The 15,395-nt window shown below is 54.2% G+C and carries 12 protein-coding genes; 4 read left to right on the top strand and 8 right to left on the bottom strand.

Translation table 11 applies throughout. The features are described from left to right. Positions 1-77 precede the first annotated feature (77 nt). Both B1748_RS22835 and B1748_RS22830 read right to left on the bottom strand, forming a co-directional pair. Positions 78-1,877 (bottom strand): cache domain-containing sensor histidine kinase, encoded by a 1,800-nt coding sequence (locus tag B1748_RS22835; protein WP_087570265.1) that lies wholly within the window; start codon positions 1,875-1,877, stop codon positions 78-80. Between the two features lie 31 nt (positions 1,878-1,908). Further along, positions 1,909-3,156: a response regulator transcription factor gene (locus B1748_RS22830; RefSeq protein WP_087570264.1), complete on the bottom strand. Its 1,248-nt coding sequence runs from the start codon at positions 3,154-3,156 to the stop codon at positions 1,909-1,911. Positions 3,157-3,341: 185 nt separating this feature from the next. Here B1748_RS22830 and B1748_RS22825 point away from each other — a divergent pair, with 185 nt between their 5' ends. Together B1748_RS22825 and B1748_RS22820 are read left to right on the top strand one after the other, a co-directional pair. Further along, positions 3,342-4,208, top strand: a complete 867-nt coding sequence (locus tag B1748_RS22825) for an AraC family transcriptional regulator (RefSeq protein WP_179215755.1) — start codon at positions 3,342-3,344, stop codon at positions 4,206-4,208. Between the two features lie 2 nt (positions 4,209-4,210). Further along, a complete protein-coding gene (locus B1748_RS22820) occupies positions 4,211-5,542 on the top strand; it encodes a glycoside hydrolase family 28 protein (RefSeq protein ID WP_087570262.1) in 1,332 nt (443 codons plus the stop codon). A 60-nt stretch (positions 5,543-5,602) separates the two neighbouring features. Here B1748_RS22820 and B1748_RS22815 read toward each other — a convergent pair whose 3' ends face one another. The 4 genes from B1748_RS22815 to B1748_RS22800 form a co-directional block, all read right to left on the bottom strand. Beyond that, positions 5,603-6,289 carry a metallophosphoesterase gene (locus B1748_RS22815; protein ID WP_179215753.1) on the bottom strand — a complete coding sequence of 229 codons (687 nt, stop codon included), beginning with the start codon at positions 6,287-6,289 and terminating at the stop codon, positions 5,603-5,605. Positions 6,290-6,376: 87 nt separating this feature from the next. After that, a complete protein-coding gene (locus tag B1748_RS22810; protein WP_256975878.1) occupies positions 6,377-7,612 on the bottom strand; it encodes an ABC transporter ATP-binding protein in 1,236 nt (411 codons plus the stop codon). Beyond that, positions 7,609-9,291: an ABC transporter permease gene (locus B1748_RS22805; RefSeq protein WP_087570260.1), complete on the bottom strand. Its 1,683-nt coding sequence runs from the start codon at positions 9,289-9,291 to the stop codon at positions 7,609-7,611. Before B1748_RS22805 ends, B1748_RS22810 begins: the two co-directional genes overlap by 4 nt. Positions 9,292-9,296: 5 nt before the next feature. Further along, a complete protein-coding gene (locus B1748_RS22800) occupies positions 9,297-10,424 on the bottom strand; it encodes an extracellular solute-binding protein (protein WP_087570259.1) in 1,128 nt (375 codons plus the stop codon). Between the two features lie 165 nt (positions 10,425-10,589). Here B1748_RS22800 and B1748_RS22795 point away from each other — a divergent pair, with 165 nt between their 5' ends. Both B1748_RS22795 and B1748_RS22790 read left to right on the top strand, forming a co-directional pair. Further along, complete coding sequence (locus B1748_RS22795; RefSeq protein WP_256975877.1) at positions 10,590-10,958, top strand: LysR family transcriptional regulator; 369 nt, start codon at positions 10,590-10,592, stop codon at positions 10,956-10,958. Further along, positions 10,943-11,494 (top strand): LysR substrate-binding domain-containing protein, encoded by a 552-nt coding sequence (locus tag B1748_RS22790; protein WP_306299340.1) that lies wholly within the window; start codon positions 10,943-10,945, stop codon positions 11,492-11,494. Before B1748_RS22795 ends, B1748_RS22790 begins: the two co-directional genes overlap by 16 nt. A gap of 85 nt (positions 11,495-11,579) precedes the next feature. Here B1748_RS22790 and clpC read toward each other — a convergent pair whose 3' ends face one another. Together clpC and mcsB are read right to left on the bottom strand one after the other, a co-directional pair. Then, positions 11,580-14,048: an ATP-dependent protease ATP-binding subunit ClpC gene (gene clpC, locus B1748_RS22785; RefSeq protein ID WP_087570257.1), complete on the bottom strand. Its 2,469-nt coding sequence runs from the start codon at positions 14,046-14,048 to the stop codon at positions 11,580-11,582. 18 nt (positions 14,049-14,066) lie between these two features. Continuing rightward, a complete protein-coding gene (gene mcsB / locus B1748_RS22780) occupies positions 14,067-15,140 on the bottom strand; it encodes a protein-arginine kinase McsB (RefSeq protein WP_087570256.1) in 1,074 nt (357 codons plus the stop codon). Positions 15,141-15,395: the final 255 nt, after the last annotated feature.

The raw sequence follows: 15,395 nt of genomic DNA, 5'->3' as shown, positions 1-15,395 counted from the left end.
AACACGACTATCGCTCGCGCAGCGGTTATCGTGCCGGGATCCGGCTCCGTTCGTGTTTGATGGCAGCAGGGGAAGTTTTATTTCCGAGTTCGTTTCGGCAGCCTCATCTCGACCAGTGTTCCTTCGCCTTCGCGGCTGGCCAGACGCAATCCGTATTCGCTGCCGAACACCAGTTGAATACGCTGATTGACATTTCTTAATCCGATGCTCTCATTCTGTCTGATCGGCGTTTGCAGAAAGCTTTGGTTCACTTCATCCGCAACAGCGCGCGGCAATCCTACGCCATTGTCTTTGACTTTCAGAATGACGGCGTCCGCCTCCGCATAACCGACGATACTGATCACGCCTTGCCGCGAAGATGGCTGAATGCCGTGATAGACGGCATTTTCCAGAATAGGCTGCAGGGTCAGCTTGATCGTATCGTATTCGAGTATGTTTTCATTGATTTTCCAGATCACTTCAAGCCCCCCGTCCAGACGCAGCTGCTGCAATTGAATATAGAGCTGGGCATGCTCCAACTCCTTGCGCAGCGGAATAATGTCATCCTCCGTAATGAGACTTAACCGCAGCAGCCGGGACAACGCGAGAATCATGTCCGACACGTCATTTTTCCCGCGCGTCATCCGAATCGCTTTCATATTAATCAATTCCAGCGTGTTGTACAGGAAATGGGGTTTGATCTGCGCCTGCAACGCAATGGCTTGCGACTTCTTCAACAGCTCGTAACGATGCTGCAGTTCCCGCTCCATCTCTTGCCGCTGCTCGTTGGAGCTGGAAATGCTGGATGATATGTATTTGATTTCGTTCAGCTTGCCGCGGCGACTGCCGGTCTCTCCTTCCCCTCGTTTCAGCATGGACAAGATCCCGCTGATCGGACGGTAATTTTGCAAAGAAATGACCAGCGCGAACAACAAACTGGACACCAAGGCCAGAAGCACCAGCATGATCATAAATTGCCTGAACTTCACTTGTTTGGCGTAATAATGCCGCAGGGGCAATACCGATACATATTGCCAGTCCCGGTAACCGGACGGCACGGCAGACAGCGTATAATCCATCCCGCCGGAATGAATAATTTCGGACACCGTACTTTGTTCGACCGCATGCGCGGCATTCGGCTCCAGTTCGGAAAATTCGCTGCCAATCCTATCCGCTTGGGGAGCATATATAATCCGTTGCTGCGAATCGATAATATACAGCTTCCCGGCTTGCATGCTTAAGAACGGCTTAAGCGGATTCATGTTAAAGGATACAAACAACACGCCGGACTTTTCGGACGACGAACCATAGATGGGCAACTGACGGAAATGCGCCAAAAAATCAGGGGATTCGTCATTGCTTCCCGTGCCGCTTCTCAGAAATTGCGTCCATGAGCTGGTTGTATCCTGGCGATCGCGATAAACATCGTACCACCAATCCACATCATATTTGTTGATATTCCCTCCGCTAGTTCCAGCAATCAAGTACTGTTTATCCTTGACAAATACAAATATGGACTCGAGGCTGGTGTTCGTCAGCTGCGCCATTAACATCGCATCTTGAATGCGGCGGATTTTGTTTAACTGCTCGTATTTAAGCGGAAAGTCGAAGTTCCCTTTCCCGACTGACGCAAAGTCGGTTTGGCTGGCCATTTGCAGAGACAGATTCTCCAGATTGAACAACGAGTTGTCCATTGCATCTTTAAACCGTTCCAGCTCGTTCATATGCGAACGGCTAATTTCTTCCCTGTTGATGGTATCGTTATAGGCATATACCAATAAATGAACAACGCCGAGGGGCACCATTAACAACAGCAACGTAATCAGGAAATTTCGCACAAGAATGCTGTTGCGCCTGTATTCTCGAAAGTCGCGCCACATATTTCCCCAACCGCTCATCGCTTCACCCCGCTTGCTTTATCGAATGGCGTTAACTCCTGTCCCGATATTCGCTTGGCGTTACCCCTTCATGTTTCTTGAACAGCTTATAAAAGTATTTCAGATCCTTATAGCCAACCTTGTCGCAAATTTCGTAAATTTTGAACGGCGTCGAACGAAGCAACTCCTTGGCGTGTTTCAATCGCACCTCCACCAGATAATCGGAGAAGTTCTGATTCGTTTCATTCTTGAACAGCTGCCCGAAATAAACCGGATTCAGATGGACCTGGCCCGCCACCAGCTCCAAAGACAAGTTTTTATGGTAATGCTCTTCAATGTAAGCGACGGCCTGGCGAATCGCCCATTTGCCGCCGCCAGACTGACTACCGCTGCTTGGGGACACATCGCCGTCCCGCCGCTGCGGTCCGGCCGCCGCTTCCTGCTTCACGTCGGACGACGCCCTCAGCGGATCGCGGCTCCGATATTCGACCAGCAGCGTCGCGAGGTTGTCAAATCGCTGGAACCCAACCAATTGTGCTTTAAGCGCCGTAATATTATTTAGCCGCTGCAAGGAATTCTGCATTTGGTCATACAACTGCTGCTGCTCCGTCGGCATACATATAACGGCGTAATAAGGTGGCTGCTCGCGCTCATCCAACAGCATCAGCCAGGACGGGAACTGGCCCGCCGCCATATTGGCCAGAAGTTTCTTGCTGCTCGCCACATCCGCCCTGGACACCCCTCCGCTATCCTTGGAGACCGTCACTTCTATCAAGGCGCAAGGCTCCCGCATCGGGTCAACGGCGGCGTTAAGCTGCTCGAGGTGCCGGGCAATCTCTTCGGCTGCCGCGTCCGATTGAAATAGCAGATACGAAGCAAAGCGTTCCCGATCCTGGCGCTCGGATTGTTTGACCGCCGCTCCGGCATCCAGCTCTCGCTTGAGATTCCGAAACACGCGATATAGTTCATCCAGATCGGTAGGTTTAAGCAAGTAATCGCTTACATCATATCGAATCGCCTCTTGGGCCAATTGGAACTCCTGATAGCCGCTTAACAATACGACCTTCACCGGCAATTGCCGCTCTTTAATAAATCTGGCCACGTCGATTCCCGACTCGAACGTCATCTTAATGTCCGACAATACAACATCGACGAGCTGCTGTTCCAGATAAGCAATCGTATCTCTGCCGTCCTTTAACGTCTGAACGACCTCGAACCCCAGTTCGCTCCAATCGACAATCTCCGAAAGTACTTCCCGGACTTCCCGTTCATCATCCACGATCAGCAATCGATATTTCATAGCGGCTTCGCCTCCTAACGAATAATTTATTGTACATGCTGGCGTATAGCAAGACAATGCCCCGCTCCTTATTTACAACCGATTGTGCGAAATTGTTGGCCATGCAACCGATTGTGCGCATGAATTGAAGCAGAATGCTTTCTTTTCAGGCAGGCAATGGTTATAATCAAGCCGGTGATGCATCCATGGGTACCCATAATCAAATTACTTATATTCAGGACGACTTGCGCATCAGTCTGGACGAATTTGCCGTGTCCGGCAGTATGGCCAGCATTCATGCGCACAATACGTATGAAATTTATTATCTGTACGCGGGAGAACGTTTTCTTTATTTGAATCAGACGACTTATCATCTGAAGAAAGGCGATCTTGTGCTCATTAATGCCTATGACCGCCATCGCACCATAGCCGCTTCGGTGAACGAACATCAACGTTTCCTCGTCATGTTGAACGAACAAATTTTGCAGTTGCTGCCGCTTACCGAGATAGACGCGGCCGAGCTATTCCATAGAGGGAGCTCCGTCCTGCGATTGTCCCGGGAAGAGCAGGCGGCTGTCGAACATCTGTTGTTCCGGCTGCTCCAAGAGCGGAAGAGCGGACAGCCTGGCTGCCGCAATATGATGCAGGCTTTGGTCACGGAGCTTATGATTACGTTGTTCCGCCATCAGCCGGCCGCAGACAATCGAATGCTTGCCCTTCATGACCGGGCTGCCGAAATGATGAAATATTTGAATGCCCACTACCGACGATCCATTACGATTATGGAGTTGTCCGAGCGATTCGCGCTCAGCCGTTTCCATCTGTCTCGTTTGTTCAAGAGCGCAACCGGCTTTACCGTTATTGATTACATCCATCATGTCAGGCTGCTGGAAGCTCGGCAACTGTTGCGCTCAACCTCGCATTCCGTTTCTTCGATTGCCGACATGTTGGGGTTCGGCAGCCTGGCTCATTTCGAAAGAATGTTCAAAAGATCGACGGGCACAAGCCCCACTTTATTCCGCAAGCTGCTGTCGGAATCGAAAGGGGACTTCCGTCGCAAGGAGGACGACTGAACATGTACGATTATAATGTAAAACAATTCGGCGCTGCTGGAGACGGGGAAACGCTTGATCAATACGCGTTGCAGCGGGCCATTGACACCTGCTCCGAGGCGGGAGGCGGAACCGTGTATGTGCCCCGGGGGACTTACGTAACGGGGACGCTGATGCTTAGATCCAACGTTCATCTGCATCTGGGCATGCAAGCCGTTATTCGCGCTTCGTCCGACATGAGCTTGTATCCTCCCGTCGGTTATGAAGCATATACCAATCCGCCTCGCGCTACTTATATTTTGTTGCTGGCTCGCGAAGTAAGCAATTGCAGAATTACCGGAGAAGGGGAAATAAACGGGGGCGGCACAGAGGATTTATGGTTTCCCGAGAACCGTCTGGTACCGATGCGCATCGGCACCTTGCTGTTCACCGGCTGCAGCGGGGTACGGGTCGACGGCATTACGATCCGGCACTCCGACAGCTGGACCTTGCATGTGCAGCAGTGCGAAGACGTGATGATCAGCCGGGTTGCGATTCGCAATAATCGCAACCGCATTAACACGGACGGCATCGGCATTGACGGTTCCCGCAACGTTCAGATCAGCGACTGCAATATCGAATCCGGCGACGACAGCATTGTATTCAAGAGCATTGACGGTTTCGCATGCGAGAATGTGACGGTGTCGGGCTGTGTCCTGCGTTCGCGTTGCCAGGCGATCAAATTCGGCACCGAAAGCGAAGGGCCGATCCGCAACGTCACGATCGCCAATTGCGTCGTGCACGATTCGACGATCGGATTATCTCTTTACTTGAAGGATGGCGGCCCGTACGAGAATCTGGTGTTCTCCAACCTGATTATTCATGCCGCATTCAAGTTCCCTTTCCTAATCGATATAACGCCGCGTTATTATCAATCTTCCAAACCCGTCTCCATCCGCAATATCGTATTTGACAATATAATATTGACGGGACCGGGACGCATCTTCATCGAAGGGACGGCCGAGCATCCCGTCGAGAATATTACTTTCAACAACTTCACCAACAGCATGACCGGCGAAGAGGAAGATTTCAGCCAGATGACCAAGGCGACGGGCACCAGCCGCTGCGATGCCGATCCCGATGCGTTCAACTATGCGGCTCAGCCCTATCAATTCGTTGCCGCCCATGTGCGAGGATTATATATCAACGGGATGACATTCCGGAAGGACAAGCCGGACGCCGCCATTCTTGATCGCGGCTTATTGTACCTCAGCCATATCGAAGACGGTTACGCGCGGAACATCAACCATAACCCGCTGCAATCCGGCATCGCGCCGGTGCAGCAGGACCATTGCCGCAACTGGCGGCTGGAGTAGCCGAACGGGCGACGCCGATCACATCTCAATGGCATAACAATATTCCTGATAGCCTTAATGTCATCTGTCCGAAAGGCTTGCGCTGCGATGCATCTTCAAGCATTCGACACGCCAATCCGTATACATTCGTTCCGGATTTGTCGAACAGCTGTAGCTGACCCCATCCCGAAGATCAAGCAGCGCCAGCCGTTTCCCATGTTTGGCTCCGCAATCGATTCCGATTCTGCCAGGCGCAAACCACAGCTCTCCCGGCGGGGAACCTAACTTGAAGGTTGGCGTATGGCCGAATACAACCGTCTGCCCTCCCGCCGGCTCGCGATTCCAGAAGTCATCCCGAATTTCGGTCAAATCCTCTGCGGTCTGCCGCTCAAGCGGCACCCCATGCCGAATGCCCGCATGTACAAACAAATAGGTATCTACGCTCCAATATAGCGGCAGCCGTTCCATCCAGTCGAGCATATGAGGCGACAGCCGGCCCGCCAAGTCAGGACCTGAAGCCAGCAAACTCCGTTCCGCATTGCCTTGCAGCGCGACGGCTCCTTGCGATACGAGATCGACAACCGTATCCAATGTACGCCAGGTGGACGGATCCGTATCCACGTAATCCCCCAACAGAATCAGCTTGTCCGTCTGCGGCGAGTAATCCGCACGGTGCAGCAGCTGCGCCAATCCTTCTTCGTGGCCGTGAATATCCGATATAACCAATAGTCGTGATAGGGTAGGCTTAAACTGCATGAACTGCATCATGAACATTCCTCTTCGATAGTTGGTTAACAACGGTTGACGCCGTTCCATGACGGCGTGCAAGCCGTTTCTCAGTTCCGTAAGCCCGTTCTAATCATCGTTTTTGGCATATAGAAACGACTTGGAAGCGGGCAGCGCCGCCACGACCTGCTGATCGGCATCGAGCGGATAGTCCGTCAACAAATACAGCGGTTGACCATCGGTCGTATCCGCAGCCGATCTCCAGCGATTGCCCTCGAAGGTGCAATAACGGATGCGCAGACGAAGCTTATTATTGCCTTCGGCTTCAAAATTTTCTTCCTCCGTCAGAACCAGATCCTCCGGACGGAATAGCAGCTCCATGGCGGAGCCGACCTGCGCATCCGCAGCTTCCGTGCCGGATATGCCGAATATCGAGCCGTCCGAAGGCAAACGGATTGCCGTGCCTCCCGACGTACCTTCCTTCGTGCCCTGCAGCCGGTTGATCGCGCCCAGCAATGAAGCGGCATGGCGGCTGGCGGGACGACTGAAGCATTCCTGCGGCGTTCCGATCTGATCGATATTGCCCTTGCGCATAATGAGCAGCCGATCCGCCATCGAGAACGCCTCTTCGGGATCATGGGTGACATGGAACACGCTTGTACCCAAGCGGCGGAACAAATAGGCCATCTCCGCGCGCATCTCGATTCGCAGCCTCATGTCCAGATTGGACAACGGCTCGTCAAGCAGAATCAGCTTGGGACGGGTCGCAAGCGCGCGTGCAATGGCGACGCGTTGCTGCTGCCCGCCCGACAATTGCGGCGGCAGCCGATGCGCCAGACCTTCCAGCCGCATCAGCTTCAGCAATTCGCTTACCCGTTCCCGCTTCTCTTCTTTGCTTAAGCGGTGAAGGCCGTAGGCGATATTGTCCTCCACATTCATATGAGGCCACAGCGCATAATCCTGAAACACCATGTTAATGCCGCGTTTCTCGGGCGGCATCATCGTCTGGGGAGAAGCGATTACCTTGCCGCCCAGCCGAATTGCGCCTCCGTCCGGCTTGGCTAGGCCGGCCACCAATTGCAGCAGCGTCGACTTGCCGCAGCCGGAGGGCCCCAGCACGCTTATGATTTCCCCTTCCTTCATCTGGAACGAAATCCCGTCCAACGCCCGGAAAGCGCCATATTGCTTGGATACGTCTTGCATGTCCAGCAATACCGAAGCCTGGTCCTTCTCCTTTCCGGCGGAAACCCCGGCAGCATCTTTTGCCGATACCGGAGCCAGAGATGCCGCCGGTATCGACGCGGCCCCCGCCTGAACGGCAGCAGCGCCCGTGAACACCGAAGACAATCGCGACTTGATATTCATGAACGCGCCTCCTTTCTTCTGAACAACAGTTCAATAACCAATATAATCGCCACCACAACTCCGCCTCCCAATATCGTTGCCGCCGACGCATAACCGAAGCGCATATCCTCGAACGACTTGTTGATCGCTACAGGGAATGTGATGTAATTGGGCGGGAACAATACCGAATTGACCGCGAGATCAAACACGCTGGCGCCGAATGCCGCCAACCCCGCGGACAGCAGCGCTCCCCGCATCAGCGGCAGCAATATGCGCCTGATCCGGCGCAGTAGCGAATCGCCTTGCAAACCTGCCGCATGAAGAAAGGATTGCGGCACCTTGGCCATCGCCCCTACCATAATCCGCGTAATGACGGGGATCGCTCCTGCAATCGCCGCAAGCACCAGAATGGCCGGTTTGCCGTACAACAGCAAGCCCAGCGGTTCCAGCCAGCGCTGATTCCATACAAAAATATATCCGATGCCGAGCACGACGCCCGGTACAGCCAGAGTGACAAGCGACAGCACCTCAATGCCGCGCCGGAACCGGAACTGCGAATACGTCAACACAAAGGCAACCAACAAACCAACAACAAGCCCGATAACAGCCGCGGATGCCGCGATCATAAGCGAACGCCCGAGACCATGCAGCAGCTGGAAGCCGCCATCGAACAACGCCGCATAGTTGGCCAGCGTCAGGTTTTCCGCCTTTACGCCGCCTCCCTGCGCTTGCATAAACGACATCATCAGACTTGAGCCGATCGGAATACCAATGGTGACAAGCAGGAAAACGATGTTGCCTGCAGCAAGCAGCCAGCGGTATTTGCCAGCCTCCTTCGGCGCGGAAGGCACCGCGCCGCCCGACATAAAGTCGAAGCGGGAACGGCGCATGGCCGCATACTGCAGCAGCATCGCGACGCTGATCAGCAGCACCAGATAGAAGGACAACACGCCCGCCATATCGAACCGAATGGGCGATGTATACAGAGCCGAATAGATGGAATACGGCAACGTCGGGAAGCGGTAGATAGCCGCAATGGAAGAAGGCAGACCGAAGTCGCCAATCGTGTCCATAAATACCAGCGCCGCTCCGGCCAGCAGCGCCGGCAGCAGCAGCGGCGCCTGAATCGTTGCCCACACCTTGATCGGCGAAGCGCCGCCCAGCCTGGCCGCATCCGACAACTGCTGCACCTTCCATTCCATCGCCGCTTTCATACTGAGGTAGGCGAGCGGGAATTTGCTCAAGGTCATGATTACAATCAGCCCGGCGGGCTGGAATACCGCACCCGGCACCCAGTCCCAACCGAACAGGTTTACGGCCAGCCCTTGCTGCGCCGAAAACATAACCCAGCCTTGCGCCAGAATAAATGAAGGCATGATTAGCAGCAACCAGACGGCCGCATCAAGCAAGCCGGCAGTGGGGAAGCGCCAGGTCGATCGAACCGTGGCCAGCACGCCGCCAAGCAGCGTGCCGATCAGAGTGGTGCCGATACCCAGCAGCAACGAGTTTTCGAGCGACTTTTGCCATAACGGCCGTTTAAATATTTCAAGGAGCAGACTAAGATCGCCTATAACCCAATTCCCGAAAAAAACGCCGGGCAACAATACTTGAATGACCACCGCCAGGAGCGGGTACAGGACCAGAATCAGCAGCGCGATGCTGACCAGCCAACCAAGCCGTTCATTCGTAAGCCTGAACATGGCCGTTACTTAACCGCTTTGTCGGCAAACCATTGTTTGATTTCCGCTTCATGCTGCGACGCCCACGCGGCATCCGCGGCAATCAGCTTGGCGTTCGCGGCGCGGTCCGGTCTCGCCATCACGCCTTGGGCAGCGGGATCGAAGTAAGCTTCTTCGCCTTCATCAACAAGCTTTTGTTGCGTTTTGGCATCCAGCAGGAATTCGATAAACGCTTTGGCTGCATTCGGGTTTTTCGTATTTTTCTGAATAGCGGCTACGCGCACGGATGCCGGAGCGCCTTCTTCAGGCCAAATGATGCCGATCGGCTCGTTATTGTTAACCATGCTGTACGCATTCGATTCTTGCAAAGCTGCCAGCTTCACTTCACCGCCGGACAATGCTTGCACGATCTGCGGATTTTTCGGAAAAACGCGCAAGCCGTTGTTGAACCAGCTGTCGAAAAACGCGTTGCCTTCTTCTACTCCGCCGGCTTTGTCGAAGAGCGCCGCAACAAACGGATATGCCGGAGCCGCGATGGCAGGGTCGGCTGTTGCGATTTGGTCCTTGTATTCCGCTTTGGCGAAGTCAGCCCAAGTTTTTGGAGCCGTCTCTTCGGTATAGAAGTTTTTGTTGTATACGATGATGCCGGAAGCATGAGCGCCGGTAGGGAAATATGTTTTGTTCTCGGGAATGTACGCTTTGAAATCTTCGGCAACCTGCGACAGATTTTCCGGCTCCCAGCCTTCCAGCAGTTGCCCTTGCAGACCCAAGCCGTGAATGGACGGCATCATGTCCGCCCAGACGATGTCCCAATGAGGATTGCCTTTTTCCGCTTCGATTCTGGACATGATCTCCGCGCCGTTGCCCGTTACGAGCTCTACATCGTACCCGGTTGCTTCCTTGAACATATCGGCGATGATGGCGTCAAAATCGTTAAGGTACACAACAAGCTTGCCTGCATCTTCAACAGCCGGCTCTTCCGTTGCAACTGCCTCCGTAGTTGGCGCTACAGTCGGCGACGGAGCTGCCCCGGATCCCGACTTATTGCCGTTTTCCGCACCATTATTGCCTCCGCATGCTGCAAGTACAGTCAACATAGATATCAGCACTATGCCTGTCGTTACTCTTTTCCATTGAATCGGATAAACGTTCATTCGTTTTTCTCCACCTTTTCGTCAGCAGTTTTTGCTTACACGGTTACTTTATCAACGAAAAATCAACGACAGATTAGAGAAAGATTAAACCATTGTTAAATAAACTTTAGAAATATTGAAATATATATAGATAAAATGTATATTCGGATGGGATGAGGTGATGATATGACCATTCAACAATTAAAAGTGTTATTGGAAATATGCAAAGGCAAAACATTGCTGGAAACGGCGGAGAAGCTGGGACTCACCCAACCTACGGTCAGCTTCCATTTGCGCAAGCTGGAGGAGGTACTGGGACTCGAGCTGGTGCGCAAGACGTCGCGGAAGCTCCGGCCCACGGAAGCCGCGCTGGAGCTGCTCCCCTATATTCGTCGCATCGTGTTCCTTGGCGGCGAGCTGGAAGAGCATGCCGCGCAGTTGCATAAAAGGGGCGGCGGACGATTAAAGCTTGGCGCTAGCTATACGCCGGCCACCTATCTGCTGCCTGCTTCTCCGCCTTCCAGGAGGAGTACCCGAGTATTCAGCTGCAGCTGACCGTCAAAAAGGCAGGCACCATTATGGCCATGCTGCGCAATTACGAGCTAGATGCCGCGGTTGTGTCGCTTCCGAATTCGCCGGAACCCGGCTTGTCCCTACAGCCATTGTTGGAGGATGAGCTGCGGCTTGTTGTCGCTCCCGGCCATCGACTGTCGGGCCGGCAGGAGATAGAAGCGGAGGATTTGCAAGGGGAGCGGCTGCTGCTGCATGAACCCGGTTCTACCTCCCGCACGCTGACGGAGGAATGGATGAACCAGACGGAAATAATATTCAACCAGTCCATGGAGCTCGGCGCCATCGAAACGATGAAGGAAGCGGTCAAGTGCAGCCTGGGTATCGCGGTGCTGCCGGAGCGCAGCGTCATTAAAGAGGTGGCGGCAGGCGAGCTGATCCAGTTCCGATTGCCGAATTACCGTAATTGCCGCTATATCTCGTTCGTCTGCCGTGCCGAAGAGCAGCTCCCGCATAATGCCCGCTTGTTCTCCGACTTTATAACCAACCATTTTGGGGAACAAAAGTCCCCGCAGACATGAAAAAAGCATCCTCGTTTGCAGAGGATGCTTTTCTTTCTCATTGCCGTCATCGTCATCGATCAACGATGATTCGACTTGCCATTTTTTATTTCGTAGTCGGCTCTTCTTCCTGCGTTTCAGCCGGCTGATGCAGATGTTTCGTAACGACCAACGCCCCATCCTTCTCGTCGATAACGAAGGTATCGCCCTTCTGGATGAGACCCATCAGCAGATCCTCGGACAGACGGTCCTCGATATGCTTCTGGATCGCGCGGCGCAGCGGACGCGCGCCGTATTGCGGGTCGTAGCCTTCCTTGGCAAGGAAGTTCTTCGCCGTTTCCGTCAGCGTGAAGTCGACTTGTTGCTCCTTCAAGCGTTTGCGCAGCTCGTCGGACATCAGCGTCACGATCCGGGCAATATGCTCTTCGCCGAGAGAATGGAAGACGATGGATTCGTCGATCCGATTCAGGAACTCCGGACGGAAGCTCTTCTTAAGCTCCGCCATCACTTTGTCCTTCATCACGATGAAGTCGCGGCCCGCATCTTGTACGGCGGTGAATCCGAGCGACGAGTTTTTCTTGATTTGATCCGCTCCAACGTTGGACGTCAGGATGATTAGCGTGTTGCGGAAGTCGACGACGCGGCCTTTGGAATCCGTCAAACGTCCATCCTCGAGCACTTGAAGCAGAATATTGAATACTTCCGGATGGGCTTTCTCGATCTCGTCAAGCAATACGACGGAATACGGCTTGCGGCGAACCTTCTCGGTCAACTGGCCGCCCTCTTCGTAGCCGACGTAACCCGGAGGAGCTCCGACCAGTCTGGATGTCGAATGTTTCTCCATGTACTCCGACATATCGATGCGGATAACCGCATTTTCGTCGCCGAACATGGCTTCCGCTAACGCGCGGGCCAGCTCTGTCTTGCCGACGCCCGTAGGACCAAGGAAGATGAACGAGCCGATCGGGCGCTTCGGATCCTTGAGTCCGGCTCTTGCGCGGCGAATCGCGCGGGATACCGACTTCACGGCTTCCTCTTGACCGATTACGCGGTCATGAAGAATTTCTTCCATCTTCAGCAGGCGCTCCGTCTCTTCTTCCGCCAGCTTGCTAACCGGGATGCCGGTCCAGCTCGCTACAACTTGAGCGATATCCTCGGGCGTAACCTCGGAATCGGTGCGGCCTTGCTTTTCTTTCCACTGATTTTTCGTGACGTCCAGCTCTTCGCGAATCTTCTGTTCCGTATCGCGTAGCGCGGCCGCTTTCTCGAACTCCTGGCTTTGGACGGCAGCGTCCTTCTCCTTGCGGATATCCTCCAGACGGTTCTCAAGCTGCTTGAGATTCGGCGGTACGGTATAGGAATTCAGCCTTACCTTGGAGCTCGCCTCGTCGATCAGATCGATCGCTTTGTCCGGCAGGAAACGGTCTGTAATGTAACGATCCGACAGCTTAACCGCTTGCTCGATGGATTCATCCGTAATTTTCACGCGGTGATGCGCCTCGTACCGATCGCGCAAGCCGTGGAGAATTTGGATCGCTTCCTCGACGGAAGGCTGGTCGACCGTGATCGGCTGGAAGCGGCGTTCTAACGCGGCATCCTTCTCGATGTACTTGCGGTATTCGTCCAGCGTCGTCGCGCCGATGCACTGCAGCTCGCCGCGGGCAAGCGCCGGCTTCAGAATATTGGAAGCGTCGATCGCGCCCTCCGCGCCGCCTGCTCCGATGAGCGTATGAAGCTCGTCGATGAACAGGATGATGTTGCCCGCTTGACGGATCTCATCCATGATCTTCTTGAGACGATCCTCGAATTCGCCGCGGTATTTGGTACCGGCGACGACGGAGCCCATATCCAGCGTCATCACCCGTTTGTCGCGCAGCGTCTCGGGAATTTCGTTGGCGATGATTTTTTGCGCGAGTCCTTCCGCGATCGCCGTTTTGCCGACGCCCGGCTCGCCGATGAGAACCGGATTGTTTTTGGTCCGGCGGCTAAGCACTTGGATAACGCGCTCAATCTCTTTGCTTCGACCGATGACCGGATCGAGATTGCCTTCCTTCGCATAAGCGGTCAAATCTCTCGCGAGTCCATCCAGCGTCGGCGTGCTGACATTGGCAGGCGTGCCGTGGTTGCTGGATACCGCTTCGCTGCTGCCAAGCAGCTGCAGCACTTGCTGACGCGCTTTGTTCAGGCTGATGCCGAGGTTGTTCAGCACGCGCGCCGCCACGCCTTCGCCTTCGCGGATGAGGCCGAGCAGAATATGCTCCGTTCCAACGTAAGTATGGCCCAGCTTGCGGGCTTCATCCATCGACAGCTCGATGACCTTTTTGGCGCGCGGCGTGTAAGCGATGTTGTTCGGTTGTTCCTGTCCGCGTCCGATGAGCGCTTCGACTTCATCCTGAATTTTCTCGAGACCGAGACCAAGCCCGATCAGAGCCTTCGCCGCGATGCCTTCGCCTTCGCGAATGAGACCGAGCAAAATATGCTCCGTTCCGATATTGTTATGGCCTAGCCGCACCGCTTCTTCTTGAGCCAGTGCGAGCACCTTCTGCGCACGTTCCGTGAATCTTCCAAACATCATATTCCTGCACCCCCATGATCAATCTTGGATTTGAGCAACCTTCAGTTTCTCCCGAATGAGCTCGGCGCGTCTTACGTCGCGTTGCTCGGTACTCATCTTCTCATTAAAAGTCTGCTGCAAATAACCTGGCTGAGTCATGACGAGCAGCTCGTTGAGCACCTGCGGCGTTACGTCCGGCAACAGCTCCAGATCGACGCCGAGACGAACATCCGACAGCCTCTGCGCGGCTTCCTTGGAGTCCATGATAACCGCGTGGGACAGAATGCCGAAGGAACGTTTGACGCGATCCTCCGTTCGCAGTCTGGACTCCGCCAGAAGACGTTTGCGCGCCGCCCGTTCATGCTCGATAATCTGTTTGGCTACATCATGCAGATTATCGATGATTTCCGCTTCGGACTGACCGAGCGTAATTTGATTCGAGATCTGGAACAGATTGCCTAACGCTTCGCTGCCTTCTCCATAGAGGCCGCGAACGGCAAGACCGACTTGCGTTACGGCAGTCAGAATCCGGTTAATCTGCTGAGTCAATACCAATGCCGGCAGATGCATCATGACCGATGCCCGAATTCCCGTTCCGACGTTGGTCGGACAGGTGGTCAGATAACCGCGCTTCTCGTCGAAGGCATAATCCGCCACTTCTTCATAAATATCGTCAATTCCGCTTGCCAACGCCCATGCTTCGCCGATTTGGAAACCGGGATATAAACATTGGATGCGCAGATGGTCTTCTTCGTTAATCATAATGCTGACGGATTCGTTCTCGCTGAGCACGACGGCCCCGCCGCGAGACTCGTTCGCGAGATTCGGGCTGATAAGATGTTTCTCCACGAGCACTCGTTTGTCCAACTCGCTAAGCTCGGATAACAGCAGCGTCTCGAAGGAGCCTACTTCGTCCAGCTTGCCCGACTTGCTGACATCCGCCAGCTGCTCCAGCACTTCATTCGCCTGGGCGCTCGTAGCGAGCATCGGGAACGGCTGCTTCCGCAAATTGCGGGCCACTCGCACCCGGCTGCTGATCACGACGTCGGAGTCCGGACCCAATGTCCGCATCCAGTCGCTCAGAGCGTCTTGGGAGAAGCGATGTACTGTCAACCCCTTCACACCCTTTCTTTAAAGGTGGTTCAAAAGCTCCGACTGCCATTACGTTGTTACTTCAGGGAAGCTTACTCGACGTCGATTTTTGAACTCAGCCGGTCCTTCCGGTTCTCACGTAGCTCTGCTACGCTCCGATCCTCAGGCCTCGACTTCGTCCAACCTTCTCGGTACTGCCAATCGAACCTTTTGAACTTTCATTTTGTGGTGGTTCAAAAGCTTCAATCGTCATTACGATGTTATTTCAGGAAGCTT

Source organism: Paenibacillus sp. MY03 (genome assembly GCF_002165585.1).
Classification (GTDB): Bacteria; Bacillota; Bacilli; order Paenibacillales; family Paenibacillaceae; genus Pristimantibacillus; species Pristimantibacillus agaridevorans.
Note: the sequence above shows the minus strand (reverse complement) of the source record. Positions and strands in the feature narration are given on the sequence as shown.